This window comes from Streptomyces sp. NPDC030222, assembly GCF_055573115.1.
The window spans coordinates 240,314-266,737 of sequence record NZ_JBVICA010000004.1; the positions used below are offsets into that span (position 1 = coordinate 240,314).

At 72.6% G+C, this 26,424-nt stretch carries 28 protein-coding genes; 18 read left to right on the plus strand and 10 right to left on the minus strand.

Going from position 1 to position 26,424, the window contains the following annotated elements; translation table 11 throughout:
- The first annotated feature begins 43 nt into the window (after window positions 1-43).
- Genes ACZ4Z5_RS08005 through ACZ4Z5_RS08030 form a run of 6 tightly spaced genes read left to right on the plus strand, consistent with a single transcriptional unit; the run spans window position 44 to window position 4,103 of the window.
- Window positions 44-487, plus strand: coding sequence for a cupin domain-containing protein (locus tag ACZ4Z5_RS08005; RefSeq protein WP_468258289.1), 444 nt, complete (start codon window positions 44-46; stop codon window positions 485-487).
- On the plus strand, window positions 484-1,752 hold the full coding sequence (locus ACZ4Z5_RS08010; RefSeq protein WP_468258291.1) for a beta-ketoacyl-[acyl-carrier-protein] synthase family protein: 1,269 nt from the start codon (window positions 484-486) through the stop codon (window positions 1,750-1,752). Before ACZ4Z5_RS08005 ends, ACZ4Z5_RS08010 begins: the two co-directional genes overlap by 4 nt.
- The gene (locus ACZ4Z5_RS08015; RefSeq protein ID WP_468258293.1) at window positions 1,749-2,999 is read left to right on the plus strand and encodes a ketosynthase chain-length factor; all 1,251 of its coding nucleotides are present in this window, start codon (window positions 1,749-1,751) and stop codon (window positions 2,997-2,999) included. The genes ACZ4Z5_RS08010 and ACZ4Z5_RS08015 overlap by 4 nt, the downstream gene beginning before the upstream one ends.
- Window positions 3,000-3,016: 17 nt before the next feature.
- Entirely contained in the window at window positions 3,017-3,271 is a 255-nt protein-coding gene (locus ACZ4Z5_RS08020; protein ID WP_468258296.1) for an acyl carrier protein, read from the plus strand.
- Between the two features lies 1 nt (window position 3,272).
- On the plus strand, window positions 3,273-3,746 hold the full coding sequence (locus ACZ4Z5_RS08025) for an SRPBCC family protein (RefSeq protein WP_468258299.1): 474 nt from the start codon (window positions 3,273-3,275) through the stop codon (window positions 3,744-3,746).
- Between the two features lie 24 nt (window positions 3,747-3,770).
- Window positions 3,771-4,103 carry a TcmI family type II polyketide cyclase gene (locus ACZ4Z5_RS08030; protein ID WP_468258301.1) on the plus strand — a complete coding sequence of 111 codons (333 nt, stop codon included), beginning with the start codon at window positions 3,771-3,773 and terminating at the stop codon, window positions 4,101-4,103.
- 70 nt (window positions 4,104-4,173) lie between these two features.
- On the opposite strand, the gene ACZ4Z5_RS08035 is transcribed toward ACZ4Z5_RS08030, so the two are convergent.
- The 3 genes from ACZ4Z5_RS08035 to ACZ4Z5_RS08045 form a co-directional block, all read right to left on the minus strand.
- Window positions 4,174-5,202: a methyltransferase gene (locus ACZ4Z5_RS08035; RefSeq protein ID WP_468258303.1), complete on the minus strand. Its 1,029-nt coding sequence runs from the start codon at window positions 5,200-5,202 to the stop codon at window positions 4,174-4,176.
- A gap of 58 nt (window positions 5,203-5,260) precedes the next feature.
- Window positions 5,261-6,319 (minus strand): right-handed parallel beta-helix repeat-containing protein, encoded by a 1,059-nt coding sequence (locus tag ACZ4Z5_RS08040; RefSeq protein ID WP_468258306.1) that lies wholly within the window; start codon window positions 6,317-6,319, stop codon window positions 5,261-5,263.
- A gap of 353 nt (window positions 6,320-6,672) precedes the next feature.
- The gene (locus ACZ4Z5_RS08045) at window positions 6,673-6,972 is read right to left on the minus strand and encodes a DUF1876 domain-containing protein (protein ID WP_468258309.1); all 300 of its coding nucleotides are present in this window, start codon (window positions 6,970-6,972) and stop codon (window positions 6,673-6,675) included.
- 150 nt (window positions 6,973-7,122) lie between these two features.
- On the opposite strand from ACZ4Z5_RS08045, the gene dhaK reads away from it, so the two are divergent.
- The 3 genes from dhaK to ACZ4Z5_RS08060 all read left to right on the plus strand — a co-directional run bounded on the left by dhaK (window position 7,123) and on the right by ACZ4Z5_RS08060 (window position 9,256).
- A complete protein-coding gene (gene dhaK, locus ACZ4Z5_RS08050; RefSeq protein ID WP_468258312.1) occupies window positions 7,123-8,115 on the plus strand; it encodes a dihydroxyacetone kinase subunit DhaK in 993 nt (330 codons plus the stop codon).
- Window positions 8,116-8,209: 94 nt separating this feature from the next.
- Window positions 8,210-8,821 carry a dihydroxyacetone kinase subunit DhaL gene (gene dhaL / locus ACZ4Z5_RS08055; protein ID WP_468258315.1) on the plus strand — a complete coding sequence of 204 codons (612 nt, stop codon included), beginning with the start codon at window positions 8,210-8,212 and terminating at the stop codon, window positions 8,819-8,821.
- A 3-nt stretch (window positions 8,822-8,824) separates the two neighbouring features.
- On the plus strand, window positions 8,825-9,256 hold the full coding sequence (locus ACZ4Z5_RS08060; RefSeq protein WP_468258317.1) for a PTS-dependent dihydroxyacetone kinase phosphotransferase subunit DhaM: 432 nt from the start codon (window positions 8,825-8,827) through the stop codon (window positions 9,254-9,256).
- A 411-nt stretch (window positions 9,257-9,667) separates the two neighbouring features.
- Here ACZ4Z5_RS08060 and ACZ4Z5_RS08065 read toward each other — a convergent pair whose 3' ends face one another.
- A complete protein-coding gene (locus tag ACZ4Z5_RS08065) occupies window positions 9,668-10,300 on the minus strand; it encodes a PadR family transcriptional regulator (protein ID WP_468258320.1) in 633 nt (210 codons plus the stop codon).
- 22 nt (window positions 10,301-10,322) lie between these two features.
- Window positions 10,323-12,344, minus strand: a complete 2,022-nt coding sequence (locus tag ACZ4Z5_RS08070) for an oxidoreductase (protein WP_468258322.1) — start codon at window positions 12,342-12,344, stop codon at window positions 10,323-10,325.
- 451 nt (window positions 12,345-12,795) lie between these two features.
- Here ACZ4Z5_RS08070 and ACZ4Z5_RS08075 point away from each other — a divergent pair, with 451 nt between their 5' ends.
- The 5 genes from ACZ4Z5_RS08075 to ACZ4Z5_RS08095 all read left to right on the plus strand — a co-directional run bounded on the left by ACZ4Z5_RS08075 (window position 12,796) and on the right by ACZ4Z5_RS08095 (window position 15,926).
- On the plus strand, window positions 12,796-13,101 hold the full coding sequence (locus tag ACZ4Z5_RS08075) for a hypothetical protein (protein WP_468258325.1): 306 nt from the start codon (window positions 12,796-12,798) through the stop codon (window positions 13,099-13,101).
- A 471-nt stretch (window positions 13,102-13,572) separates the two neighbouring features.
- Window positions 13,573-14,040 (plus strand): NUDIX hydrolase, encoded by a 468-nt coding sequence (locus tag ACZ4Z5_RS08080; RefSeq protein WP_468258327.1) that lies wholly within the window; start codon window positions 13,573-13,575, stop codon window positions 14,038-14,040.
- Between the two features lie 151 nt (window positions 14,041-14,191).
- On the plus strand, window positions 14,192-14,893 hold the full coding sequence (locus tag ACZ4Z5_RS08085; protein ID WP_468258329.1) for a nucleotidyltransferase family protein: 702 nt from the start codon (window positions 14,192-14,194) through the stop codon (window positions 14,891-14,893).
- Window positions 14,890-15,147, plus strand: a complete 258-nt coding sequence (locus ACZ4Z5_RS08090; protein WP_468258332.1) for a hypothetical protein — start codon at window positions 14,890-14,892, stop codon at window positions 15,145-15,147. Before ACZ4Z5_RS08085 ends, ACZ4Z5_RS08090 begins: the two co-directional genes overlap by 4 nt.
- Complete coding sequence (locus ACZ4Z5_RS08095) at window positions 15,144-15,926, plus strand: metallophosphoesterase family protein (protein ID WP_468258334.1); 783 nt, start codon at window positions 15,144-15,146, stop codon at window positions 15,924-15,926. Before ACZ4Z5_RS08090 ends, ACZ4Z5_RS08095 begins: the two co-directional genes overlap by 4 nt.
- Before the next feature lie 57 nt (window positions 15,927-15,983).
- Here the strand turns inward: ACZ4Z5_RS08095 and ACZ4Z5_RS08100 are convergent, their stop codons facing one another.
- Both ACZ4Z5_RS08100 and ACZ4Z5_RS08105 read right to left on the minus strand, forming a co-directional pair.
- Complete coding sequence (locus ACZ4Z5_RS08100; protein ID WP_468258337.1) at window positions 15,984-17,600, minus strand: amino acid permease; 1,617 nt, start codon at window positions 17,598-17,600, stop codon at window positions 15,984-15,986.
- A gap of 238 nt (window positions 17,601-17,838) precedes the next feature.
- Window positions 17,839-18,828: a hypothetical protein gene (locus ACZ4Z5_RS08105; RefSeq protein ID WP_468258751.1), complete on the minus strand. Its 990-nt coding sequence runs from the start codon at window positions 18,826-18,828 to the stop codon at window positions 17,839-17,841.
- 468 nt (window positions 18,829-19,296) lie between these two features.
- Here ACZ4Z5_RS08105 and ACZ4Z5_RS08110 point away from each other — a divergent pair, with 468 nt between their 5' ends.
- From ACZ4Z5_RS08110 to ACZ4Z5_RS08120, 3 genes are read left to right on the plus strand one after another with little or no spacing between them, the layout of a single operon-like run.
- Complete coding sequence (locus ACZ4Z5_RS08110; protein ID WP_468258339.1) at window positions 19,297-20,751, plus strand: FGGY family carbohydrate kinase; 1,455 nt, start codon at window positions 19,297-19,299, stop codon at window positions 20,749-20,751.
- Window positions 20,748-22,157, plus strand: a complete 1,410-nt coding sequence (locus tag ACZ4Z5_RS08115) for an FAD-dependent oxidoreductase (RefSeq protein ID WP_468258342.1) — start codon at window positions 20,748-20,750, stop codon at window positions 22,155-22,157. Before ACZ4Z5_RS08110 ends, ACZ4Z5_RS08115 begins: the two co-directional genes overlap by 4 nt.
- Window positions 22,154-23,380, plus strand: a complete 1,227-nt coding sequence (locus ACZ4Z5_RS08120; RefSeq protein ID WP_468258345.1) for an FAD-dependent oxidoreductase — start codon at window positions 22,154-22,156, stop codon at window positions 23,378-23,380. The genes ACZ4Z5_RS08115 and ACZ4Z5_RS08120 overlap by 4 nt, the downstream gene beginning before the upstream one ends.
- A gap of 544 nt (window positions 23,381-23,924) precedes the next feature.
- Here ACZ4Z5_RS08120 and ACZ4Z5_RS08125 read toward each other — a convergent pair.
- The 3 genes from ACZ4Z5_RS08125 to ACZ4Z5_RS08135 all read right to left on the minus strand — a co-directional run bounded on the left by ACZ4Z5_RS08125 (window position 23,925) and on the right by ACZ4Z5_RS08135 (window position 25,810).
- Window positions 23,925-24,635, minus strand: a complete 711-nt coding sequence (locus tag ACZ4Z5_RS08125) for a YoaK family protein (RefSeq protein ID WP_468258348.1) — start codon at window positions 24,633-24,635, stop codon at window positions 23,925-23,927.
- A gap of 13 nt (window positions 24,636-24,648) precedes the next feature.
- Window positions 24,649-25,116 (minus strand): DUF3574 domain-containing protein, encoded by a 468-nt coding sequence (locus ACZ4Z5_RS08130; RefSeq protein WP_468258350.1) that lies wholly within the window; start codon window positions 25,114-25,116, stop codon window positions 24,649-24,651.
- A gap of 280 nt (window positions 25,117-25,396) precedes the next feature.
- On the minus strand, window positions 25,397-25,810 hold the full coding sequence (locus ACZ4Z5_RS08135) for an organic hydroperoxide resistance protein (RefSeq protein ID WP_468258353.1): 414 nt from the start codon (window positions 25,808-25,810) through the stop codon (window positions 25,397-25,399).
- 100 nt (window positions 25,811-25,910) lie between these two features.
- On the opposite strand from ACZ4Z5_RS08135, the gene ACZ4Z5_RS08140 reads away from it, so the two are divergent.
- Window positions 25,911-26,411: a MarR family winged helix-turn-helix transcriptional regulator gene (locus ACZ4Z5_RS08140; RefSeq protein ID WP_468258355.1), complete on the plus strand. Its 501-nt coding sequence runs from the start codon at window positions 25,911-25,913 to the stop codon at window positions 26,409-26,411.
- Window positions 26,412-26,424 lie beyond the last annotated feature (13 nt).

Here is a 26,424-nt window from a genome sequence, read left to right on the forward strand (position 1 = left end):
CACGGTCGGCAGCACGCCGTACGGCCATCCGGAGGAAGCAGTCATGACCACACTTCATCGCATCGTCGACCTCAGCGAAACCCAGCCGAACACCAGGCGGGGAGGCGATCTGCGCGCCATGCTCACACCCACCGCGGTGGGTTCCACGAGCGGGTTCATGGGCCTTGCCATCGTGCAGCCCGGCGATCGCATCGCTGAGCACTACCACCCGTACTCCGAGGAGTTCGTGTACGTCGTCAGCGGCGTACTCGAAGTGGACCTGGACGGCGAGTCGCACCCGATCCGCACCGACCAGGGACTGCTGATCCCGCCGTACGTCCGGCACCGGTTCCGCAACGTGGGGGACGTGGAGGCCCGGATGGTCTTCCATCTCGGACCGCTCGCCCCGCGTCCGGAGCTGGGCCATGTCGACACCGAGGAGACGCCCGCCACGGAGGGCGCCCCCGGGCGGCACCGGCCGCCCGAACGAGCCGGGACCGCTTCGTGAGCCGGCGGGTAGCGGTCACCGGCGTCGGCATAGTGGCCCCGGGGGGTGTGGGCGCTCCGGCGTTCTGGGACCTCCTGTCCCACGGGCGTACCGCCACACGGGGCATCACGCTGTTCGATCCGGCCGGGTTCCGTTCGCGCATCGCCGCGGAGTGCGATTTCGACCCGGCGGAGCACGGCCTCGACGCGGAGCAGATACAGCGCGCCGACCGGTACGTGCAGTTCGCCATGGTGGCCGCCAGGGAAGCCCTCCAGGACGCCGGGCTGGACCCGGAGAAGGAGGATCCGTGGCGGGTCGGGGTGTCCCTGGGCACCGCGGTCGGCGGCACCACCCGGCTGGAGCGCGACTACGTCAAGGTGAGCAGCACCGGACGGCGCTGGGACGTGGACCACAGCGAGGCCGCGCCCCATCTGCACCGGGCGTTCTCGCCGAGCGCTCTCGCCTCCGAGGTGGCCGAGCAGATAGGCGCCCACGGCCCGGTGCAGACCGTCTCGACGGGCTGCACCTCCGGTCTCGACGCCATCGGCTATGCCTTCCATGCCATAGAGGAGGGCAGGGTCGACGTCTGCGTCGCCGGTGCGTCGGACTCGCCGATCTCCCCCATCACGGTGGCCTGTTTCGACGCGATCAAGGCGACCTCGCCGAACAACGACGATCCGGCCCACGCGTCCCGGCCCTTCGACGCCCACCGTGACGGCTTCGTCATGGGCGAGGGGGGTGCCGTGCTGGTCCTCGAGGAGCTGGAGCACGCGCGTCGGCGCGGTGCGACGGTGTACTGCGAGATAAGCGGCTACGCGACGTTCGGCAATGCGTACCACATGACCGGTCTCACCCGGGAGGGCCTGGAGATGGCCCGGGCGATCAACGACGCGCTCGACCACGCCCGTCTCGACGGCTCGAAGGTCGACTACGTCAATGCGCACGGGTCGGGCACCCAGCAGAACGACCGGCACGAGACCGCCGCGGTGAAGGAGTCGCTGGGGGCGCATGCCTTCGAGGTCCCCATGAGCTCCATCAAGTCCATGGTGGGCCATTCGCTGGGCGCGATCGGCGCGATAGAGATCGTCGCCTGCGTCCTGGCCATGGCCAACCAAGTGGTGCCGCCGACGGCCAACTACGAGACCCCGGACCCCGAGTGCGACCTCGACTACGTGCCGCGTACCGCGCGCCCCCTCAGGCTGCGCAACGTGCTGTCGGTCGGCAGTGGGTTCGGCGGGTTCCAGTCCGCGGTGGTTCTGACCGAAGCAGGTGGGAGGACACGATGAGCCCTCGGCACGTCCGGCGTCCGGCCGTCACCGGAATCGGTGTCGTCGCCCCCAACGGTGTGGGTGTCGACGCCTTCTGGAAATCGACTCGGGAGGGCATAGCCGTCCTCGACCACGTCACGCGGGACGGCTGCGGGCATCTGCCGCTGCGGGTCGCGGGCGAGATCCGCGGCTTCGATCCCGAGTCCCTGATCGAGGAGCGGTTCCTCGTCCAGACCGACCGGTTCACGCACTTCGCGATGGCGGCGGCCGACATGGCGCTGGCCGATGCCGGGATCTCCATCGGTGGGTACGACGATTCACCGTACTCGGTGGGGGTCGTCACCGCGGCCGGATCGGGGGGCGGCGAGTTCGGCCAGCGGGAGCTGCAGCGCCTGTGGGGCCAGGGGCCGCGGTACGTCGGCCCGTACCAGTCGATCGCCTGGTTCTACGCGGCGAGCACCGGCCAGATCTCCATCCGCGGCGGGTTCAAGGGCCCGTGCGGTGTGGTGGCCAGTGACGAGGCGGGCGGTCTGGACGCCGTCGCGCACGCGGCCCGGGCCGTCGGGCGGGGCACGGACGCCGTGGTCATCGGCTCCGCGGAGGCGCCGCTGGCCCCGTACTCGCTGGTGTGCCAGCTCGGCTACCGGGAACTCAGCACCTGCGACGACCCGGCGCGCGCCTACCGGCCGTTCACGGCGAGCGCCTGCGGGTTCGTGCCCGCCGAAGGCGGCGGCATGCTGGTCGTCGAGGAGGAGTCGGTGGCGCGCGCCCGGGGTGCCACCGTCCGGGCGCTGGTGGCCGGTCACGCTGCGACGTTCACCGGCGCCTCCCGGTGGGAGCAGTCCCGGGAGGGGCTGGCCCAGGCGATCCGCGGAGCCCTGGACGAGGCCGGCTGCGCACCCGAGGAGGTCGACGTCGTCTTCGCGGACGCGCTCGGCATCCCGGAGGCCGACCGGGCGGAAGCCCTGGCGATCAACGATGCGCTGGGCCGGCACGGCCGGCGCGTCCCGGTGACGGCACCGAAGACCGGCATCGGCCGGGCCTACTGCGGGGCGCCCGTGCTCGACACGGTGGCCGCGGTGCTCGCGCTGGAGAACGGTCTCGTCCCGCCCACACCCAATGTCGTCGACGTGTGCCACGAGCTGGCCGTGGTGACCGGCGGGGCCCGCCCCGCCGAGCTGCGCACCGCGCTCGTGCTGAGCCGGGGACTCATGGGTTCGAACGCGGCGCTCGTGCTGCGGCACGGCACCGACACCCTCACGTGAGCAAGGAGAAGTCCACCATGACCGCACTGACCTTCGAAGAGCTGGCCGTTCTGATGAAGAAGGGCGCCGGAGTCACGGTCGACCCCGTGGAGATGAGCAGCCGGCCCGACGCGCGTTTCGACGACTACGGCCTCGACTCGCTCGGTCTGCTGGGCATCGTCGGCGAACTGGAGAACCGCTACGGCAGGCCGCTGCCGGTCGACGCGGACCGCTGCAAGACCCCGCGTGACTTCCTCGATCTCGTCAACAACTCCCTCATGGCAGGAGCCTGAAGTGGCCGGACACACCGAGAACAAGATCATCATCGCTGCCCCGCTCGAGCTGGTCTGGGACATGACCAACGACATCGAGCGCTGGCCGCAGCTGTTCAGCGAGTACGCGTCGGTAGAGATCCTGGACCGCACCGACAACCGGACGACGTTCCGGCTCACCATGCACCCCGACGAGAACGGCAAGGTGTGGAGCTGGGTCTCCGAGCGCGAGACCGACCGCAAGGCGCTGACGGTCCGTGCCCGCCGGGTCGAGCCCGGCCCCTTCCAGCACATGAACATCTGCTGGGAGTACGCGAAGACGCCGGACGGCACCCTGATGCACTGGACGCAGGACTTCGCTATGCGGCCGGACGCCCCCGTCGACGACGCGTGGATGACCGACAACATCAACCGCAACTCCCGCATCCAGCTGGAGCTGATCCGGGACAAGATCGAGAAGCGCGCCCGGGAGACGGCCCGGGTCGCCGCCGACTGACCACGGCCGAAGGGACACTTCCTGATGCATCAGGCACTGATCGTCGCTCGTATGGCTCCGGGATCGTCCTCGGACATCGCCGAGGTGTTCGCGGAGTCCGACAGCGGCGAACTACCCGGGCTCGTCGGGGTCACCCGGCGCACCCTGTTCCAGTTCAATGACGTCTATCTGCATCTGATCGAGGCGGACCGGCCGCCCGGAACGGCAGTCGCGAAGGTTGTGGACCACCCCGCCTTCAGGGACGTCAGCGAAAAGCTCTCCGCCTATGTCAGCGCGTACGACCCGCAGACCTGGCGCAGTCCGAAGGACGCCATGGCTCGCGAGTTCTACCGCTGGGAGCGCGCCACGAGGTCGTGACGCGCTCCGCCGGGCCTCGCCGGCTCCCGCGAGCAGAGCGCGGGGGCCGGCGAGCTTGTGTGCCGGGCCGTCAGCCGGGCACCACGCTTTCGAAGGCGTGCAGATAGGCATTGACCGGCCGGATCTCGCCGATGGCGAGGCCGGCGTCCTCCATCCGGCTGATCATGCTCTGCTTGGTGTGCTTGGCGCCGCCGACGTTGAGGAGCAGCAGCAGGTCCATGGAGGTGGTGAACTTCATCGACGGGGTGTCGTCGACGAGGTTCTCGATGACCACCACCCTGGCCCCCGGCCTGGCAGCCGAGACCACGTTCCGCAGGGTCCTGCGGGTGCTCTCGTCGTCCCACTCCAGGATGTTCTTGATGACGTAGACGTCGACGTCCACGGGCATGGTCTCCCGGCAGTCGCCGGGAACGATCCGGACGCGGTCGGCGAGTGCGCCGCCCGGGAGCAGCCGGGGGTCCGCCTTCGCCACCACGGCGGGCAGGTCGAGCAGGGTCCCCCGGATGTCCGGGTACTTCTCGAGGAGGCTCGCCAGCACGTGTCCCTGGCCGCCGCCGATGTCGGCGACCGTCTTCGCGCCGGCGAGGTCGAGGAGTTCCGCCACGTCCCGTGCCGACTGCATGCTGGACGTGGTCATGGCGCGGTTGAAGACGTGCGCCGACTCATGCGCGTCCTCGTGCAGATAGTCGAAGAACCCCTTGCCGTAGAGGTCGCCGAAGACGCTGCGTCCGGACCGCACCGCCTCGTCCAGCAAAGGCCAGGCGTCCCAGGTCCAGGGCTCGGTGCACCACAGCGAGATGTACCGCAGGCTGTGCGGGTCGTTCTCGCGCAGCAGCCGGGACATCTCGGTGTGGGCGAACCGGCCGTCCTCGGTCTCCTCGAAGATCCCGTAGCAGGTCAGGGCCCGCAGCATCCGCCGCAGGGCGCGGGGGTCGGTCTTCACCGAGGCGGCCAGTTCCTCGGCGGTGGCGGGGGTCTCCCCCAGCGCGTCGGCGACACCGAGCCGTGCCGCGGCGCGCACCGCGGCGGCGCAGGCCGCCCCGAACACGAGCTCCCTCAGCTGCATGGACGGCGCGGGGGTGGTGGTTACGGTGGTCATACCGCCTCGATTCTGATGGTGGGTCCCGAGGGCGGGACCGGGGCGCGACCGGCGCGGGTCAGCACAGTCCCGCCGGTTCGGAGACCTTGCAGACATTGGCCTCGAAGGTGTTGCCCTGCCCGGTGTCGCGGTTGGCGAGGTCCGCGGAGCCGTTGCCGATCAGGATGTTGTCGGTGACGGCGTTGCGGCTGTTGGGGGCGCCGACGATGCTCTTGAACAGCACGACCCCGCCGGAGAACGGCGAGGCGCCGACGTTGCCCACGATGATGTTGGACTCGACGTTGGTCTCCTCGGCACCGGTGAGGACGATGCCCGCGCCCTGGATCTCCGGGAGCCGCTGGGTCTTCGGGCAGAACTTGTTGTTGGTGAAGACCCGGTTGTCGCGGACGTCGACGTTCCCGGTGCGCGGCGTCGACTCGTCGCCCACGACGAACACCCCTGCGCAGTTGCCGGTGATGTCGTTGTCCTCGACGGAGAGGTTCCGCAGCCGCCGGACGGTGACGCCGATGCGGTTGGCGAGCAGGGTGTTGTCCCTGACGACGGTTCCCTGGGTGTCCAGGGCGCCGGCCTCGGTGTCCGTGGTGTTCGACAGGAAGATGCCCGACTCGGCGTTCTCGCGGGCCGTATTGTCCCGGAGGAGGCCGCGGACGGAGCGCTCCGTGGCGATGCCCCAGTTGCCGTTCTTCTCGGAGGTGACCTCGCGGACGTGCAGTCCGTCGGTGCGCGAGGCCCAGACGCCGTTCTTCTTGAATCCCGACACCGTCAGTGAACGGATCTGGATGCGTTCGACGGGCTTCGCGTCCGTCCCGAGGACGCAGATCCCGTTGCCGGCCTTGGCGCAGGCGTGCGACCCGGCACTGGCCGGCGGCCCGATCACGGTCGCCGGGCCGGACCCGCGCAGGGTCAGGTCCGACTTGGTGATCACCACGTGTTCCTTGTAGATCCCGGGCGCGACGGCGATGACGTCGCCCGGTTTCGCGGCGTCCACGGCCGCCTGGATCGACTCCCCGGGGCGTACCTGATGAGTGACGGCTGCATGCGCCGGCACGGCGGCGGACATCCCGGAGGCCACGATGAGACCGGCACAACCCAGGTACGTGATCTGTCGTTTCGTCATACCTCGAAGCTATGGGTGATCAGCCCAAGAACAGGACATACCAGCGCGTGGCCCACCCGTGTCGCCGAGCGGCCGGGCACAGATTCCTCCATTCGGAGCCGCCGTCGCGGGGACATCCGCGGGGCCTCCGCGCCGGTGCCTCCACGGGCCCGCCGGCGGGCGGTCCCCGGCCCGCGCGGAGGTCCCTCGCCGCGGGCGTCCCTCGCCGCGGATGTCCCTCGGCACGTACGTACCTCGGCGCAGACGTCCCTCGCCACGATGTCCCTCGGCACGTGCGTACCTCGGCGCAGACATCCCTCGCCGCGGACGTCCCTCGGCGCGCGAACGCGTTCGGCGCAGCGCGCCGGGGATTCCTACTGCGCCACCTCGGGCCAGCCGTACCCGGGGCTCGGGCTCGCGCTGGACGGTCCGGCGCCCATCGACTCCAGGTCGTGGTCGGCGGCCCGCATCAGTTGCCCGGCCAGGTCGTTCATGGCGCGGCTCGCGGCGAGCTCGTCGCCGATCACGGGGATGTCGACGTCCTCGGGGTTGCACCGGGCCTTCCCGTGCCCGGTCAGTGTGGCGGAGCCGGTCTCCAGCACCACCCGGGCCCGGGTGGTGCCGTCCTCCTCGGAGAGGTACAGGCCGACCTTCCACTCCAGCGTCCTCGTCATGGCGTGCCTCCTCGCCGCACCCGGCCGCGGCGCGGCGCTGCACCGCGGCCTGACTTCAGGATCCACCCGTCCGCGGCGCGTCGCTCGCCCTCCTGCCCATGGCACGGCGCGAGGATCCGCTCGATACTTGTGACTGCCCAGGAGGTGCCCATGAAGATGCTCATCAATGTGGCCGAGACCGTGGTCACCGATGGTCTGCGGGGTATGGCCGCAGCACACCCCGAACTCACCGTCGATGTGGAGAACCGGGTCGTCGTGCGCCGGGACGCCCCGGTGGCGGGGAAGGTCGGCCTGGTGTCGGGCGGCGGCTCGGGACACGAACCGCTGCACGCCGGGTTCGTCGGACGGGGCATGCTGTCCGCGGCCTGCCCCGGGGAGGTTTTCACGTCGCCCGTTCCCGACCAGATGGCACGGGCCGCGGCAGCGGTGGACAGCGGCGCAGGAGTGCTGTTCGTCGTCAAGAACTACACCGGGGACGTGCTCAACTTCGACATGGCCGCGGAACTCGCCGAGGACGAGGGCGTGCAGGTCGCGAAGGTCCTCGTCAACGACGACGTGGCCGTGACCGACAGCCTGTACACCGCCGGTCGGCGCGGCACCGGTGCCACGCTCTTCGTGGAGAAGATCGCGGGCGCTGCCGCCGACGAGGGGGCGCCGCTGGAGCGGGTGGAGGCCATCGCCCGCCAGGTGAACGAGAGTTCGCGGAGTTTCGGGGTGGCTCTCACCGCCGTCACCACACCCGCCAAGGGCAGCCCGACCTTCGACCTCCCGCCGGGGGAACTGGAGTTGGGGATCGGCATCCACGGTGAACCGGGGCGCGAGCGGCGCGCGATGATGACGTCCGGGGAGATCGCTGACTTCGCCGTGAACGCCGTTCTGGAGGACCTGCGGCCCGACGCTCCGGTACTCGCGCTGGTCAACGGCATGGGTGGGACGCCCCTGCTGGAGCTGTACGGATTCGCCGCCGAGGTGCACCGCGTGCTGTCGGAGCGGGGCGTCCCGGTGGCCCGCACGCTCGTCGGCAACTACGTGACGTCGCTGGACATGGCCGGCTGCTCGGTGACGCTCTGCCAGGCGGACGAGGAGCTGCTGCGGCTGTGGGACGCACCCGTGAACACCCCGGCGCTGCGCTGGGGCTGCTGAGCGTGTCCGGTGGCCCGGGCGTGTGCAGCGCCCGCGGCCGCCGGCCCGGACGACCGCCCGGACCCCCATCACCCGTACCCTCCGAGGAGGCGCTGTGCTCGATGCCGCATTCTTCCGCCGATGGATGTCGCTGACGGCCGCCGCCGTCGACCGGGAGGCGGACCGGCTCACCGAGCTGGACTCGGCCATCGGCGATGCCGATCACGGCACGAACATGCAGCGCGGGTTCGCCGCGGTGTCGGCGGTCCTCGCCAAGGAGGAGCCCGCCACGCCCGGAGAGGTCCTCGTGCTGTCGGGGCGGCAGCTGATCTCCACGGTGGGCGGTGCGTCCGGGCCCCTCTACGGAACGTTGCTGCGGCGGACCGGCAAGGCGCTCGGCGACTCGGCGGAGGTCACCCCGGAGCAGCTGGCACAGGCGCTGCACGAGGGCGTTGCCGGGGTGGCACAGCTGGGCGGTGCGGCTGCGGGCGACAAGACGATGCTGGACGCGCTCCTGCCCGCCGTGGAGGGGCTCGCGACGTCGTTCGGAGCAGCACGGGACGCCGCGGAACAGGGAGCCCTCGACACGGTGCCCATGCTGGCGCGGAAGGGCAGGGCCAGCTATCTGGGCGAGCGGAGCATCGGTCACCAGGATCCCGGGGCGACGTCGTCGGCTCTGCTGATCGCCGCGCTCGCGGAGTCGGCGGACCGGAAGGAAGGGGCCTGACCGGTGGGTGCGGTGAACGCGACGGGTGAGCGCCCGGGTACGGTCGGCATCGTGCTGGTGTCGCACAGCGGGCCGGTGGCGACGGCGGTGGCCGACATGGCGCGGGGGCTGGCGGGCGGGGGCGAGACCGCTCCCGTCATGGGTGCCGGGGGGACCGAGGACGGCGGGCTTGGCACGAGTTCCGATCTGATCGCGGAGGCCGCCCGGTCGGTGGACCGCGGTGCGGGCGTGGCGGTGCTGGCCGATCTGGGCAGCGCCGTGCTGACCGTGAAGGCCCTGCTCGCGGAGGGCGGCGAACTGCCGGAGGGCACCCGCCTGGTGGACGCGCCGTTCGTGGAAGGTGCGCTCGCCGCGGTGGTGACGGCGTCGGCGGGCGGCGATCTCGACGCGGTGGAGGCGGCGGCGGCCGAGGCGTACACGTATCACAAGACATGAGCCGCGATCACCATGAGGGTGCGCCCGCGGGTCACTCAGTTCGTGGGCGCGGCCGTTCGTCACGGGACATGGCAGGACGTGAGGCCCGGGGCCCTGCTCGCCGGACCGTGCACGTCGGGGTCCCGGCAGGAGCGCCGGGCAGGGGTGGTGCGCTCCCTGCCCCGTTCCGGGAGGACGTCCGCGCCCCGATCGGCCACGGCATCGCCCTCGCTTGCCGGGTCCCCGCCGAGGGAGTCCCCGCCGAGGAAACGGCCGGGCCGGAGCCGGCCCCGGCCCGGACCGCACGTGGCCCCACGCCCGCCGCCCCCGGGGCCGCGGCTCCGGTTCCGGCCGCGGCTCCGGCTCCGGCTCCGGCTCCGGTCAAGATTCCGCAAGAGACCGCGGGCCAGGGCTGCTCGCAGACCGTACGGGTCAGACTCCGCCCGCCCGGTCTGGGCTCTGGACACCCGCGGCCCCGCCGGAACCCTGAGAACGCGAGGCCCCGTCGGCACCCGGCCCGGCCGGCGGCCGGGCAGGACCGTCGATGGCGGCGAGGGCCTGTTCCAGCCAGGTGATCCAGAAGCTCTCCAGCTCGATGCCGCCCCGCAGGACGACGTGGCGCAGCCGGTCCTCCGGGGTGTCGCGCTCCGGCGGGAAGTCCCGCTGTTCGATCGCGGTGTAGTCGGCGAGCTGCTGCCGGTGCAGTGCCAGGTGGCGCCGCAGTTCGGCTTCGAGCCCTGCCGTCCCGACGACCGCCGCCGCACGCATGCGCAGCAGCAGGGCGTCGCGGATCGGCTTGGGGTCCTGGCGTTCCGACGTCCAGGACGTGAGTTCGTCCCGTCCCGCGGGCAGGACTTCGTACTCCTTCTTCTGCCCACGGGTGGGCTGTTCGGAGGGCAGGGCCCGGATGAGCCCTGCCTGCTCCAGTTTTCCCAGCTCGCGGTAGATCTGCTGGTGCGTCGCCGACCAGAAGTAGCCGATCGACCTGTCGAATCTGCGGGTCAGCTCCAGTCCCGACGACGGCTTTTCGAGCAGTGCGGTGAGAATCGCGTGCGGGAGGGACATGACGGCATCCTAGAGGCGGCCCTCAGAGCGTGGCCGCGAGTCGGGTGCCCTGGTCGATCGCCCGCTTGGCGTCCAGTTCGGCCGCCACGTCGGCGCCGCCGATGAGGTGGACGGAGTGGCCGAGCCCGCTCAGTTCGTCGTAGAGCCCGCGCCGGGATTCCTGTCCGGCGCACAGCACGACCGTGTCCACGGCGAGGGTGCGGCTCTCGCCGTCGACCGTGATGTGCAGTCCCGCGTCGTCGATCCGGTCGTAGGTGACGCCGGCGACCATGGTGACGCCGCGGTGCTTGAGTTCGGTGCGGTGGATCCACCCCGTGGTCTTGCCGAGGCCGGCGCCGACCTTGGTGGCCTTGCGCTGGAGCAGGTGGACGGTCCGGGGCGGGGCGGGCCGTTCGGGCCTGCGGAGCCCGCCGGGGTTCTCGTAGGAGGTGTCGACGCCCCACTGGCGGAAGTAGGTCTCGGGATCGAGACTCGCCTGCTCGCCGCCGTCGGTGAGGTATTCCGCGACGTCGAACCCGATGCCGCCCGCGCCGATGATCGCGACCCACTCGCCGACGTGGGCGCCGTCGCGCAGCACGTCGAGGTAGCCGACGACGCTGGGGTGGTCGACGCCGGGGATGTCGGGGGTGCGGGGGCTGACACCGGTGGCGACGACGATCTCGTCGTACGCGCCGGAGGCGAAGGTGTCCGCGGTGACCGGGGTGTTCAGGCGTACGTCGACTCCGTGCTGCTCCAGCTGGGTGCGGAAGTAACGCAGGGTCTCGTGGAACTCCTCCTTGCCGGGGATGCGCCCGGCGACGTTCAGCTGGCCACCGATCTCGCCGGCCGCGTCGAACAGGGTCACCCGGTGGCCACGCTCGGCGGCCGAGACGGCGAAGGCGAGACCGGCCGGGCCGGCGCCGACGACGGCGAGGCGCTTGACGAGCCGGGTGGGCGCGAGGACCAGCTCGGTCTCGTGGCAGGCCCGCGGATTCACCAGGCAGGAGGTGAGCCGTCCGCTGAAGGTGTGGTCCAGGCAGGCCTGGTTGCAGCCGATGCAGGTGTTGATGGCCTCGGGCCGGCCCTCGCGTGCCTTGGTGACGAAGTCGGGGTCGGCGAGCATCGGCCGGGCCATCGAGACCATGTCGGCGTAGCCGTCGGCGAGCAGCTGCTCGGCCTTCTCGGGCGTGTTGATGCGGTTGGTGGCCACGAGCGGTACGGAGACGGCGCCCATCAGCTTCTTGGTGACCCAGGCGAACGCTCCGCGCGGCACGGACGTCGCGATGGTCGGGATACGGGCCTCGTGCCAGCCGATACCGGTGTTGATGATGGTGACGCCCGCGGCCTCGATCTCCTTGGCGAGGGTGACGACCTCGTCGAAGGTGGAACCGCCGGGGACCAGGTCCAGCATGGAGAGCCGGTAGATCAGGATGAAGTCGGGCCCCACGCGCTCGCGGACGCGGCGGACGATCTCGCGCGGGAAGCGGGTGCGGTTCTCGTAGCAGCCGCCCCAGCGGTCGGTGCGGTGGTTGGTGGCGGCGGCGATGAACTCGTTGATGAGGTAGCCCTCGGAGCCCATGATCTCGACTCCGTCGTAGCCGGCCTGCTGGGCGAGGGCGGCCGCGCGGACGAAGTCCTCGATGGTCTCCTCGACCTCGTCGTCGGTGAGCGCGTGGGGCACGAACGGGCTGATGGGCGCCTGGACCGCGCTGGGCGCGACGAGCTCCGGGTGGTAGGCGTACCGGCCGAAGTGCAGGAGCTGGAGGGCGATCCTGCCGCCCTCGCGGTGCACGGCCTCGGTGACCACCTTGTGCTGCTCGGCCTCCGCCTCGGTGGTGAGCTTGGCCCCGCCGGGGTACGGGCGGCCGCGGTCGTTCGGGGCGATGCCACCGGTGACGATCAGTCCGACGCCGCCGCGGGCGCGGGCCGCGTAGAACTCCGCCATGCGGGCGAAGCCGTCCTCGGCCTCCTCGAGACCCACGTGCATGGATCCCATCAGTACACGGTTGGGCAGGGTCGTGAAACCCAGGTCCAGGGGGGTCAGGAGGCGGGGGTACTGGCTCATCGGATTCTCCTCCGGCGGTGGCGTCCCCAGGATTATGCAATGAGTTGCATAAGGCGGGCCAGAGTGGTGTTCGCCACGCCTCCGCTCCGCCGGCGAGACGTCCTGGGTCTTCTGCGGGAGTCGGCGGGCGTTCACCCGTGACGGTGGTTCCTGCCGTTCGGGGGCATGCGGGCCGTAACGCACCCGGCAGTCTGGGCGGGTGCCGTTCTCACTGCGCCGAGGCATGGTCCTCGCCCTCGTTCTGCTCGCCGGTGCCACGGGGTGCACCGGGGTGGATTCCGCACCCGCGCCGGCCTCGCCGGCTCCGGCGCGGACGGGAAGCCCGCCGCCCGGACCGGCGGCAGACCCGACGCCGGTCCAGGCCCCGGCCCGGGAGGAGCTGGCGCAAGCCGCACCTGCCCGGGAGGCGCAGGTGGCCGCGCCGCCCGCACGGGGCGCGGGGAAGCGGGACGTGGCCGCACCGAACGCCACGGAACGACGGGCCGCGGGACGGGCGTTCACGCCGGACGCGCGCAGGGCGAGGGCACGGAAGGCCCGGGTGCGCCCGGCCCACGGCGACAGTGCGGGCCCGTCCGTCCGCCGGGTCCTCCGGGCGAAGCACCCTTCGCGTCCGGGCACGGTGGGACCGCGCCTCACGACGCGGGCGCCCCTGCCGCGCTCCCTGTCCGCCTATGACACCGGCTTCATGTGCCGACTGGCCGACGGCGTCGTCGACCCCTCCCTGGTCACCGTCTGCCGCCGCTCCTACGGCCACTGACCGGCCCGGACACCTGGCCGTCCCGTGCCCCGGCGGACACCTGAGCCTCCGTGCCCCGGCGAATGCCTGGACCGCTGCCCGCGCCGACGCCCAGCCCTCCCCTGCCCGGGCAGGCGCCCGCCCGGCCCGAACCCCCGCGGGCACCTGGGCCCGCCGCGCCCCGCCGGACGCCCGGGCCTCACCCGTCCCGCAGGACGCCCGGGCCACCAACCGCGCTGCCGCCCGGCCCTCCCCTACTCGGGCGGGCGCCCGGCCCTCACCTGTGCCGGCGGTTGCCTGGGCGCTGCCCTGGCGGAACCCCGGCCCTCCCCTATCACGGGCCGCGGTTCTGCCACCTGCTCGCGGTCCCCTCGGCGACAGTCCGACGGGCGGACGAGTACGGCGCGCCACGCCACGGCGGGGCATGTGATGGACCATCGCGCCCCGCACGCGCCATGGTCATCCGGCCACTTGGCGGCCACACTGGGAGCCATGCCGGACAAGCGCAGCGCCGGGCTTCTGGTGTACCGGGGGGCGTCCTCCGGTACAGAAGTGCTGCTCGGACACATGGGCGGGCCGTTCTGGGAGCGGCGGGACGCCGGAGCATGGTCCATCCCGAAGGGCGAGTACCCGGACGACGAGGCGCCCCTCGACGCCGCACGGCGCGAGTTCGCGGAGGAGCTGGGCCTCGCACCACCCGCGGGCGATGTCGTCCCGCTGGGCGAGGTTCGCCAGGCCAACGGCAAGATCGTGACGATCTGGGCGCTGGAGGGCGACCTCGATCCGGCGCTCGTCGTCCCGGGCACGTTCACCATGGAGTGGCCCAAGGGCTCGGGTGTGATGTGCGAGTTCCCCGAGATCGACCGGGTCGCCTGGTTCACCGTCGAACAGGCAGCGACACGGATCGTGCAGGCGCAGACCGCGTTCCTGGAACGCCTGACGGCGCACCTGGCCGGCTGATCACCGCCCCACGGAGCGGCATCGCCGTCGGGCGGGCTCCGGAATATCGTGGATGTCTGGTATGCGCTCCCCCGGGTATTCGGCCCGGTGAGCCGTTCCCGGGAGAGTCCGTGCCGGATCCGCGGGGCGGCAGGGAGAACGGAGCCCAGTCATGACCCAGCCCGAGGCGGTCACCGGCCCCGGCGACAGCCGGGCTCCGGCAGCCGGGCTGCTCCTGGCCGGCGACGACGGCCGGGGTGCCGCCACGGCCGGCACCCACCGGGACACGGGGGCCGGGCCCCTGCCCCCGGACCGGACGCAGGCGATCCTGGAGGCGACGAAGCGGGTCGGCGCGTTGCTCAAGGCGGCCGGTCACCGCTTCGCACTCGCGGGCAGTGTCGCCGCGTACGCGTACGGAGCAGCCGCCCGGCTCCAGCACGACAGCGACTTCTGCATCCCGCGCGAGGACGCCGAGGCGGTGACGGGCACCCTGGAGGAGGCCGGCATCGAGGTCCGGACGCCTCCGGAGGACTGGCTGGTCAAGGCCCGCTGCCTGGGCGAGGAGATCGACCTGATCTTCGCGCTGGGGGGCCGGCCGGTGGACCGGGAGCTCCTGGACCGGGCCGAGACGCTGCCGGTCGATTCGGTTCACATGCCAGTACTGGCGCCGACCGACCTCGTCGGCAGTCAGCTCGCGGCCTTCTCCGAACGCCACTGCGACTTCGGGCAAGTGCTGCCGATGGCCAGGACCCTGCGGGAGAGGGTCGACTGGAACCGGCTCCGTCGGGAACACGGCAGTTCCCCCATGCCCGACGCGTTCCTGTACCTGCTCGAACGGCTCGACGTGATCGAACCCCGGGAGGCGGCATCGTGAACCCTTCGGCGGAGACCTCCGAGTACCGCATCGCGCATCTGCGGGAACGCCTCGCCGGCGAACGGGTCGCCGAGCTGGGCGTCCGGATCGAGATGCGCGGGATGAACGTGCTGCTGCACGGCACCGTGTCCTCCGCCGCGTGCCGGGACGAGATCCTGCGCATCGCCGAAGAGGAACTCGCGGGGATGCCGCTGCGCGCGGACCTGGTCGTGGCGGACGCCTCGGTGCCCGACCACCCCGAGGAGCTGGCATGATCCGCGTCGCGGCCGTCGGTGACATCCATCTCGGCCAGGACAGTGCCGGTCGGCTGCGTCCGGCCTTCGAAACCCTTCCCGAGTGCGCGGACGTACTCCTGCTCGCAGGCGACCTCACGCGCGTGGGCACCGTCGAGGAGGGCCGGGTGGTGGCCGCCGAAGTGGCAGGCCTGGGCGTGCCGGTGGTCGCCGTCCTCGGCAACCACGACTACCAGAGCGGCCAGGAGGAGGAAGTCGCCGCTGCGCTGCGGGACGCCGGGGTGAGGGTCCTGGAGGGCGGGACGGCGACGGTGGACGTCGACGGGACTCGGGTCGGGGTGGCCGGCGTGAAGGGATTCTGCGGAGGCTTCGCCGGGGGCAGCGCCGGGGAGTTCGGCGAGCCCGAGATGAAGGCCTTCGTACAGGTCACCCGGCGGTCCGCGGACGCCCTGCGGCGGTCCCTGGAGGAACTGGCGAAGGCGGACTGCGGGGTGCGGATCGCGCTCACCCACTACTCGCCCGTCCCCGACACCCTGGCCGGCGAGCCGATCGAGATCTATCCGTTCCTCGGCAGCTATCTACTGGCCGAGGCGGTGGACGGGGCCGGGGCGGACCTCGCGGTACACGGCCACGCCCATCTCGGCACCGAGCACGGCATGACCAGTGGCGGAGTCTGGGTGCGCAACGTGGCCCAGCCGGTGATCGGCCACGCCTTCGCGATCTACCACATCCCGGTCAGCGACGGCCGGGCGTTCGGCCGGGAGGAGCCCCGCTCGGTCCGTCCGGCCCGCTCGGCCTGAGCCGGGGCCACAGGAATCCTCCCCGTGCCCCGGCCGACAGGTGCCGTACGCACGGACTCAGACGATGCCGCCCGCGATCTCCGCCTGTTCGCGCTCGTTTCCGTACGCGGTGGGCGGGATGCCGTACGAGCGCCGGGCGGCGTACCACCAGACGGTCGCCAGGACGAGCACGACCACGAGGGCGACCGACGCGTAGTTCATGGAGTCGACGGTCACCGGGGCTGACTGGGGAAGACAGAAGAGCACCGTGACCACCGCCACCCAGCCGACCGCGATCCATCCGACCGGCCTGCTCCAGCGGCCCAGGTGCCAGGGCCCGGGCGTGAACCGGTCGCCGGCGCGCAGCCGGAGGAACACGGGGATCGCGTAGGCGGGGGTGATACCGATGACGTTGATGGCGGTGACGGCGCCGTAGGCGGTCGGCGAGTAGAGGGACGGCAGGGCGAGGACGCAGGCGACGGTGACCGCGAGCCACACCGCTGGGACGGGTGTCTGGGTGCGGCTGCTGACGCGGCGCCAGAGAGCCGAGCCCGGCAGGGCGTTGTCCCGGCTGAAGGCGAACACCATCCGGCTGGCGGCCGCGACTTCGGCGTTGCCGCAGAACAGCTGGGCGACGATGACGACGAGGAGCAGGACGCTCGCGCCGACCGTGCCGAGGGCGTCGAGGAAGATCTGCGCGGGCGGCACCCCGGTCTCGGTGCCGCGGGTCCCGGCGTAGTCCTGGATGGCGAAGGTGAGTCCGGTCAGCAGGACGAAACCGGCGATCCACGACACCCAGATGGACCGTACGATCCCGCGGGCCGCGGCGACGGAGGCGTTCGAGGTCTCCTCGGAGAGGTGCGCCGAGGCGTCGTATCCGGAGAACGTGTACTGGGCGAGGAGGAGTCCGATCGCGGCGACGTAGAACGGATTCGCCCAGCCGGTGTCGTTGACGAACTCGGTGAAGACGAACGACGGGGACTGGTGGTGGTCCGGGACGAGGGCGAGCGCCCCGACGATCACGGTGACCCCGCCGAGGTGCCACCAGACGCTCACGGAGTTGAGCACGCTGACGAGCCGCACGCCGTAGAGGTTCAGCACGGCGTGGAGCAGCAGGATGACGACGAAGACGACCATGGTGGAGGCGGGTGTCGGGTCGAATCCCCACTGGAGGTTCAGGAACGCGCCGATGAAGAGGGCGGCGCCGTAGTCGATACCGGCGATCGCGCCCAGGAGGCCGAGGAGGTTGAGCCAGCCCGTGTACCAGCCCCAACGGCGTCCGCCGAGCCGGTCGGCCATGTAGTAGAGGGCGCCCGAGGTCGGGTACGCGCTGGTGACCTCCGCCAGCGCCAGGCCGACGCACAGCACGAAGAGCCCGACGCCCGCCCAGCCCCACATCATCACGGCCGGTCCGCCCGTGCCGAGTCCGAAGCCGTACAGCGTCATGCAGCCGGACAGGACGGAGATGACCGAGAAGCTGATGGCGAAGTTGCCGAAGCCGCCCATACGGCGGGCCAGGACCGGCTGGTAGCCGAGGTCGCGCAGCCGCTGCTCCTCGTCCCGCTGCGGGGGGCGGTCCTGGTGGGGTGTGCGGCCCTGGTGGGGGGCGTGCTGCCGGGCCGGGAGCCGGCCGGAACTCGGCCGAGCCGTACGGGACACCGTGGAACCTCCTGGGGACGTGAAGGACGGGGACATGCGGACGGGACGTGACGACGGGACATGACGACGGGCGTGACCCGGTGGGGCGGGGCCATGCCCGAGGGAGACGAGGACGGCGATCGGGACGCGTCACGGGCACCCGGCGCGGGCTCCGTGGGCAGCGCGCGATGGTCGGGGCGGGCCGGTGGAGGTGTCTCCGCCGACGTGTGTGCCGGCGCGCGTCCCCATCGGCGGCCGCCGGCGGCACGGGGAGCACCGCGCCGGCCCGCTCGCGTCACGGATCGTGCGCGGTGGTGAGAGAGCGGGCCCGGGCGCGGAGGAACACCTCCAGGGCGGCGCCCTGTTCACCGGGCCGCCGGGTGCGGTAGGCCCACGGAAGCGGGGTGTAGTACGGCCCGAGCGCCTCGAACACCCGGGCCGCTTCGGGGAAGCGGAGGGCGCCCCACAGGGCGTGCGCCAGGTGGTTGAGGTCGAGCAGGGAACGGTCGGCGGGGGATGCGGGCTCGAACCACGCGGTGAGGGCGCGCAGTGCCTCGCGTGTGGCGTCCCGGCCGATCCAGTGGAGGTCGAGGGCCCGCTCGTGGCCCCGCTCGCGCCGGTAGCGCTCCGCCCTGGCGTAGAGGGGCAGGGCGTGCAGGGCCGATCCCGCGGGGGCGGACGCGGCGGACCACCGGGCGAAGTGGGCGGCCTCGGTCATCGCGACCGTGGCGGGCCTGCCGTACACGAACTGCAGCATGCGGTGGTGGGCCTCACGGTTGTGCGGGTCGCGCTTGTCGGCTTCGGTGAGCAGGCCCCAGGGGCCGGGCGGCAGCATCGGTGACGGCGGGAGCTGCCGGTGCTCCTCCGCGTGCTGCCGCTCGTCCAGCCGGGCCAGGGCCAGCAGGCACACCCAGGGCACCGGGTCGGCGGGAGCGCCCTCCGCGGCGATCCGGCAGGCCTCCCGGGCCTCGTGCCATAACTCCCCGGTGCGCGGGTGCCGTTCGCGATGGGCGCGGACGGTGCGTTCGACGACGACACGGGTGTGCATCATCGCGGCGATCGCGCTGCGCGGTTCCTCGGTCCGCCAGGTCTCCACGACGTCCGATCCGGCGGCGACCGTCGCGAGCACCTGGGTCCGCTGCGTCCACTGCGCCCATGAGGGTGTCGCGACCAGCAGGTTCCGCATCGCAATCCAGCGTCCGGTCCGGACGTCCTGAACGGCCGCGCGCAGCCCGTCGTCATGGCCCGCCGGATGGTAGACGGGCCGGAACTCCCGGGGAGGCATCAGACAGCCGCCTGCGCAGTACATGGCATCGTTGTCATGAATCCTTCGGCAGCGGGGTACGGAACAGGGTCCGGACGGTCCGGCGTCGTGGCCGGAACGAAGTTCCCTGTACGGAACGGCAGTTGGTCGGCGATCAGTCTAGAGCGAGATCAGCCCGGAGGTGATCGGTTGCCGAATCTTTCTGCAACCATTCGATCACGGAGGGAAGTTGACCGCTCCGCCGCCGGGGGTCGGGGCACGGCCTTGACGGTCGACAGCCTGCTGGTTCAGGCTGGCCCTCGGTGATCGTCTCCAGTCGTCCGCTCCCCCGACCGAAGAACTGGACATGCTGACTGCAAAGCGTTGCCCGTGCACAGCGTCTCGCGCTCTCCTCACCGTTCCCGCCCCGCCGTCGCCGCATCGCGCCCGGCTCGCGACGTCGCCCTCCGTACAGCCGGCGCGGCGCGGGACTCCGCCGCGGGGTGCCGCATGACGGGCGACCGCCCGGTCCTCGCCGTGGACCAGGGCACCTCGGGGACCAAGGCGCTGGTCGTCTGCCCGGAACGGGGAGTGATCGGCACGGGCTTCGCACCGGTGCGGCCCCGGCACTCCGCGGGCGGGGCCGTCGAGACCGATCCCGCCGGGCTCCTCGCGTCGGTCCTGGACGCCGGGCGGCAGGCGCTCGCCGAGGCCGGGGAGCCGGTCGCCGCGGTCGGCCTGGCCAACCAGGGCGAGACGGTCCTCGCCTGGGACCCCGCGACGGGCACACCGCTGACCGACGCGATCGTGTGGCAGGACCGCCGGGCGGAATCGGTGTGCGCCGGACTCTCCGCCGAGGCGGAGGAGTTGCGGCAGCTCACCGGGCTGCCGCTCGATCCGTACTTCGCCGCCCCGAAGATGGCGTGGGTCCGCGGCCGTCTCACCCGCGAGGGCGTGGTGACGACCAGCGACGTCTGGCTGGTGCACCGGCTCACGGGTGCCTTCGTCACGGACGCGGCCACGGCGGGGCGCACCCAGCTGATGGATCTGGACACCGTGGCGTGGTCGCCGCGCGCCCTCGCCCTGTTCGGTCTCGACGGTGAACGGCTGCCGCGGATCGTCGACGCGGCGGGCCCGGTCGGCACCACCACCGCCTTCGGCGCGGAGATCCCGCTCACCGGGCTGATCGTCGACCAGCAGGCCGCCCTGTTCGCCCAGAACCTGACCGCGGCCGGCACTGCCAAGTGCACCTACGGCACGGGCGCCTTCCTGCTCGCGCAGACCGGACCACTGCCCCGCCGCAGCGGCTCAGGGCTGGTCGCCTGTGTGGCCTGGCGGCTCGCCGGGCGGACCAGCTACTGCCTGGACGGACAGGTGTACACCGCGGCTTCCGCGGTGCGCTGGCTCAGCGACCTGGGAGTCGTCTCCGGCGCCGAGGACCTCGACCGGGTCGGCTCCGGTGTCCCCGATGCGGGCGGGGTGACGTTCGTACCGGCCCTCGCGGGGCTCGCCGCGCCCTGGTGGCGCGGCGATCTGCGGGGTTCGCTGACGGGGCTCGGCCTGGACACGACCGCCGGCCATCTGGTGCGCGCCCTGTGCGAGGGCATCGCCGCCCAGGTCGCGGAGCTGGCCGACGCGGCCGCCGCGGACCTCGGCGGGCCGCTGTCGGGTGCGCTGCGGGTGGACGGCGGGCTGACCCGGTCGGTGCTGCTGATGCAGACGCAGGCGGATCTGCTGCAGCGGCCCGTGGAGGTCTCCGCGGTGCCCGATGCGACGGCGATCGGTGTGGGCGCGCTCGCCCGGCTGGGCGTGGACCCCGGCGCCACGGTGGACCAAGTGGTTACGGTGCGGCCTCCGTCGGCCGTCTACGAACCGCGGATCTCCACCGACGAGGCGGCCGAGCGCCGCGCGGTCTTCCGGGACGCCGTCGCGGGTCTGCTCGACCGCTCCCCGGCGGCACCATGACCGTCACCGCGGGCGGCCCGCTGCCCGACGAGCTGTACGACGTGGCGGTCGTGGGCGCAGGAGTGGTGGGCACGGCCATCGCCCGCGAACTGTCCCGGTACCGGCTGCGGATCGCCCTCGTCGAGGCCTCCGACGACGTCGGCGACGGCACCTCCAAGGCCAACACGGCGATTCTGCACACGGGTTTCGACGCCGTGCCCGGCTCGCTCGAGGCCCGTCTCGTCCGGGAGGGACAGCGCAGGCTCATCGCCTACGCCGCCGAGACCGGCGTTCCCGTGGAACCCGTCGGCGCGCTGCTCGTCGCCTGGGACGAGGAACAACTGGCCGCGCTGCCGGGCCTGGCGGCGAAGGCCCGGCGCAACGAGTACCACGCAGCACGTCTCATCGGTGCCGAGGAGCTCCGGGCCAGGGAACCGCACCTGGGACCGGGCGCGCTCGGCGCGCTCGACGTACCCGGAGAGAGCATCGTCTGCCCGTGGACGACGACGCTCGCCTACGCCACCCAGGCCGTGCTCGGCGGCGCGGACCTGCATCTGAACTGCCGGGTGGAACGCGTCACGGACGGCGGCGCGGCGCACGAACTGACCACCGTACGAGGCCTGTTGCGGGCCCGCCGGCTGGTCAACGCCGCCGGTCTGCACGCGGACGTCCTGGACCGGCAACTGGGCCACGACGACTTCACGGTCGCTCCGCGCCGCGGCCAGTTCATCGTGTTCGACAAGTTCGCCCGCGGGCTGGTCCGGCACATCCTGCTGCCGGTGCCCACCGCGAGCGGCAAGGGGGTGCTGGTGGCACCCACCGTCTACGGCAACGTCCTGCTCGGCCCGACCGCCGAGGACCTGGACGACAGGGACGCCACGGAGTCGACCGCCGAGGGGCTGGCCGCGCTCCTGGACAAGGGCCGGCGGATCGTGCCGGAACTCCTGGACGAGGAGGTGACCGCGGTCTACGCCGGTCTGCGTGCCGCCACCGAGCACGACGACTACCGCATCCGTGTCCGGCCCGAACACCGCTATGTGTGCGTCGGCGGCATCCGTTCCACCGGGCTGACGGCCTCCATGGCGATCGCCGCGCACGTCGTGGACCTGCTCGTCGAGGCCGGACTGGAGCCGGGGCGGGCGGGCCCTACGGTGCCGGTGCGGATGCCGAACCTCGGCGAGGCGTCCCCCCGCCCGTACCGGCAGGCCGAACTGATCGCCTCCGACCCGGAGTACGGGATCCTCCTCTGCCACTGCGAGCGGGTGAGCCGCGGCGAGATCCGCGACGCCCTGGCCGGACCGATCCCACCGCGAACCCCGGAGGCGCTGCGCCGACGCACCCGGGCGCGCGGCGGACGATGTCAGGGCTTCCACTGCGGGGCGGCCGTACGCGATCTGTTCGAACGGGCCGAAGGAGGACGCCGGTGAGGGGGGCCGAGCGCTCCGTGGACGTCCTCATCGTCGGTGCGGGCCCTGCCGGACTCGCGGCCGCGGCGCGGCTCGCCGCGGGTGGGGCGGGCCGGGTGGAGGTGCTGGAGCGTGACCCGGTGGCGGGCGGCGTTCCCCGGCACTGCCGTCGCGGCGGGTTCGGGCTCCGTGACCTGCGCCGGCCGATGACCGGCCCGGAGTACGCGCAGTGCTCGGCCGACCGGGCGGTACGCGCCGGGGCGGCGCTGCGCACCGGGGTCACCGTGACCGGCTGGGCGGGGCCGCTCACCCTGGACACCACCGGCCCGGCAGGACTCGAACGGATCGGCGCGCGCGCCGTGGTGCTCGCCACCGGGGCACGGGAACGCCCGCGCACCGCCCGGCTGGTGCCCGGCACCCGGCCGTCCGGGGTGTTCACGACGGGTGAGCTGCAGCAGTGGGTCCACACGTACCGCCACCGCGTCCCCGGCCGTGCGGTGGTGGTGGGAGCCGAACCGGTGAGCCGCGTCGCGGTCCGGGTGCTGCGACTGGCGGGTGCGGACGTGGTCGCCGTCGTCAGCGGACTGCCGCACCGGACGGCCTACGGGCCGTGGCGGAACGTCCCGGTCCTCACGGGCACCACCTTGACGGAACTCCTGGGCCGGGGCCGGCTGTCGGGGGTGGCGGTGCGGCACGACGACGGCCGGGCGGGGACGATCGGCTGCGAGACGGTCGTCTTCACCGGCGACTGGGTTCCCGACGACGAACTCACCCGGGCGGGCGGGCTGTTCCGGGATGCCGGTACCCGCGGACCGGCTGTCGACGCGGCGTGCCGTACGTCCCGGCCGGGCGTCTTCGCGGCCGGCAACATGCTCCACCCCGGCGAGACGGCCGACACCGCGGCGCGCGGCGGCGCGACCGCGGCGGACGCGGTCCTCCGCCATCTCGCGGGTGCGCCCTGGCCGGCCGAGCGGACACCGGTGCTGGTGGACGCGCCCCTGCACTGGATCTCCCCGAACCTGCTCGCCGCCGACGCCCTCCACCCACCGTCCGGCCGCTTCCTGCTCCGCCCCGCGGACGTCCTGGTCCGGCCGGTCCTCACGGTCCACCAGGACGGCCGGCTGCTCCGTCGCCACCGGTCCGTCCGCACGGCCTTCCCAGGCCGCTCCTTCGTCCTGCCCTCTGCCTGGACCTCCGCGGTGGACCCGGCCGCGGGCCCGGTACGCGTCGCGGTGCGCGGGTGACCGTCGGTCCTTCGGAGCGAGAGGGAGTCGTACGAAGTCGGGTTGCGGGCCCCGGCGCGCGGCACGCGCGGTGAGGTGCCCGCCGAGCGCCCTGCCCGGCCGAACGGCGGCGTTTGGCGTCACCCGGCGGCGCCCGGGCGAGGAACCGTTCCCGCTGCGCACTGCCCGCCTCGTCGAGAATCCGCCCTGTCCGAGAGGGGGCCTTGTCGAAGAGGGCGGTCATGACGGTGGTGCCCGCCACCGGGTGGGCGGATCCAAGGAGGGGCAAGCGGTAGGGCTTGCGTCGAAGGGCCGACGCCGACGAGCCCGGCCTCGTCCCCACCGCCAGGGCCGGCCACTCTGCCGGGGTCGCCTGCTGTCGGGCGGTGCCCTCCGCGGAGTGCTCGCGGCGGCCCCGCGCCGCTGTCGGCGGGGCGGCAGCGTCCCCTTCGGGTGACCCGGAAGGGGGCATGGGCGAGGTGGTTCCGCCCGAAGGCAGGCCGGACCTTGGCCTACCGGCCCTTGCGGTGGCCGGGTACCGCCGCCAGGCGTCCGCGCGGTGGGCCTACGCAGGTGCGGGCGGACGGAAACCGGGCGTGGCCGCGCACATGGTGGCGAGGGCGAGGACGAACGATCCTGCCAGGAGGAGGACGGCCGTCGCGGAGACGTGGGCGTGCAGAAGTCCGGCGCCGACGGCCGCTCCGGCGAACATGGCGAGGACCGCGAGGAACCGCCGTCGCGTCGCGGAGGCCCCACGGCCCAGGACCGTGTCGTGGCCGAGCGCCGAGCCGCCGACCAGGGCGGTCACCCCTCGGGTGACCAGCGTGGTGGGCATGTCCGGCACATTGGCCCGGAGTGTGGTGACGTTCCGGACGCCCATGGTGAAGGCCAGGACGGTCATGGCTGCGATGTGAGGGGTCTTCGGCTCGCCCTCTGCCGGTTCGACGCCCCGTGCCGCCAGCGCCGCCAGTGCGATCAGCCCGGCTTCGACGACCAGGCCCGCCACGAACCATCGGCGGCGGCGTGCGTCCACGCCGGATTCGATGCGGGCGCCGACGAGCGCTCCGACCATGAACGCTCCGAGGGACACCGCGGGCGCGAGGACGGAGAGGTGTCCTTCGCGCATCACCGCGAATCCGAGGAAGAGCACGTTTCCGGTCTGCGTCGAGGTGAAGGCGGGGCCGAGCGCCAGGACACTGACCGCCTCGATGATCCCGGTGATGAGGGTGAGGCCCGCCATGACCGCGGTGAGGAGCGGTGTCGGCTTCGCTTCCACGCGTGTTCCGGGCTCAGAAGTCGACGAGTACGGGGTGGTCGAGCCGGGCCACCGACTCCTGCGCGAAGGCGTGCTCGTACGCGTCCCGGACCGCTTCGATCTGCCCGTCGCGCCGCGCGGCCTCGGCCGACGGATAGAGCAGGACGAGTTCGTAGGAACGCTCGCGCTCGATCGTGCCCGTGGCGTCACGCCACTGCCCGCGCCCCTCCTGGACGGTGAGCCCGGCGGGGAAGCGCGGGGTGACCTGCTCGTCGATGAAGGCACGGAACTGCTGGTCGGTGACGGCGGGGCCGCCGTCCGGGCGTTCGGTGCCGAAGAACAGCCGGGTCTCGACATGACCCGCGCCGCGCGCTTGGGGGGCGCTGCCGGGGGCGGCGGCCGGGGCACCCGTGTCGAGCGCCGCGTGGGCCGGCGCCGCGACGGTGAGGACCACGGTGGCGCCGAAGGCGGCGAGGCGGGCGCGGCTGTTCATGATCGGCATGGAACTCCCCTGGTTCACCGGCCCGGCGGGCCGACGCTCACTCTGGCAAGTTCCGTGACCCGCGTCCGCGTGGACATTCGCCAAGGTCCCGATGCCCACACGTTCGGGTGACAGCCCCGGGACGGGCCGTCGTGGAACGAAGCCGCCCCGCCCCTGACGAAGCCGCCCGGAAGGGAACTACGGGGGGGAGCGTGCTGTCGGGCCGACCCCGCACGCGCGACGGGACCGCCCGGCGGTGCTGGGCGGTCCCGTGTGCGGCGCGTCCGTGCTTGCTCGTCGCCTACTCGACGACGAGCTCCACCGGGATGTTGCCGCGGGTGGCCTTGGAGTAGGGGCAGACCTCGTGGGCCTGCTTCACCAGGAGGTGGCCGGTCTCGCCCTCGAGGGAGGCGGGGAGTTCGACACGGAGGGTGGCCTTGAGACCGAAGCCGCCGGTCTCGTCCTTGCCGATGCCGACCTCCGCGGTCACCGAGATGTCGCCGGTGTCGACCTTGGCCTGGCGGCCGACCAGGCCGAGGGCGCTCGCGAAGCAGGCCGCGTATCCGGCCGCGAACAGCTGCTCGGGGTTGGTGCCCTCACCGTTGCCGCCCAGCGCCGGGGGCATGGCCAGCGGGAGGTCCAGCCGGCCGTCGGAGCTGACGGTGCGGCCGTCGCGGCCGTTGGCGGTGGCGACCGCGGTGTACAGAGCGTCCATGAGTTCCATCCCTCTCGTCCATGCGGAACCTTGCGAGAACAACTAGAGCACACGATTCAATTGTGCGCAACTAAATGGGGCTGCGGTTATCCTGGTCGGCATGACGGAGCCGACGACCCAGGTGCGCAGCGAGGACTTCCTGCGCCTCGACCACCAGATCTGCTTCTCCCTGCACGCCGCCTCGCGTGCCTTCAACGGCGTCTACCGGGTCGCGCTGCGGGATCTCGGCCTCACCTACCCCCAGTACCTGGTGATGCTCGTCCTGTGGGAACACGGCGAGCAGCCCGTCAAGGCCATCGGCGAGCACCTTCGGCTCGACTCCGGGACCCTGTCCCCGCTGCTCAAGCGTCTGGAAGCGGCGGGACACGTGGAGCGGCGACGCAGCCCCGAGGACGAGCGCTCGGTGACGGTGCGCCTCACCGCCTCCGGTGTCGCCCTGCGGGAGCAGGCCCTGGACGTACCGCGCAGGATCAGCACCGCGACCGGTCTGTCCCTGGACGAGCTCGGTGACCTGCGACAGCGGTTGAACGCGCTGACCGCGGCACTCGACTCCGCGGACGCCGCCGCGCTCGAACCGGGCGGCTGCATCGCCGGAGACTGACCGCCCGCGACGG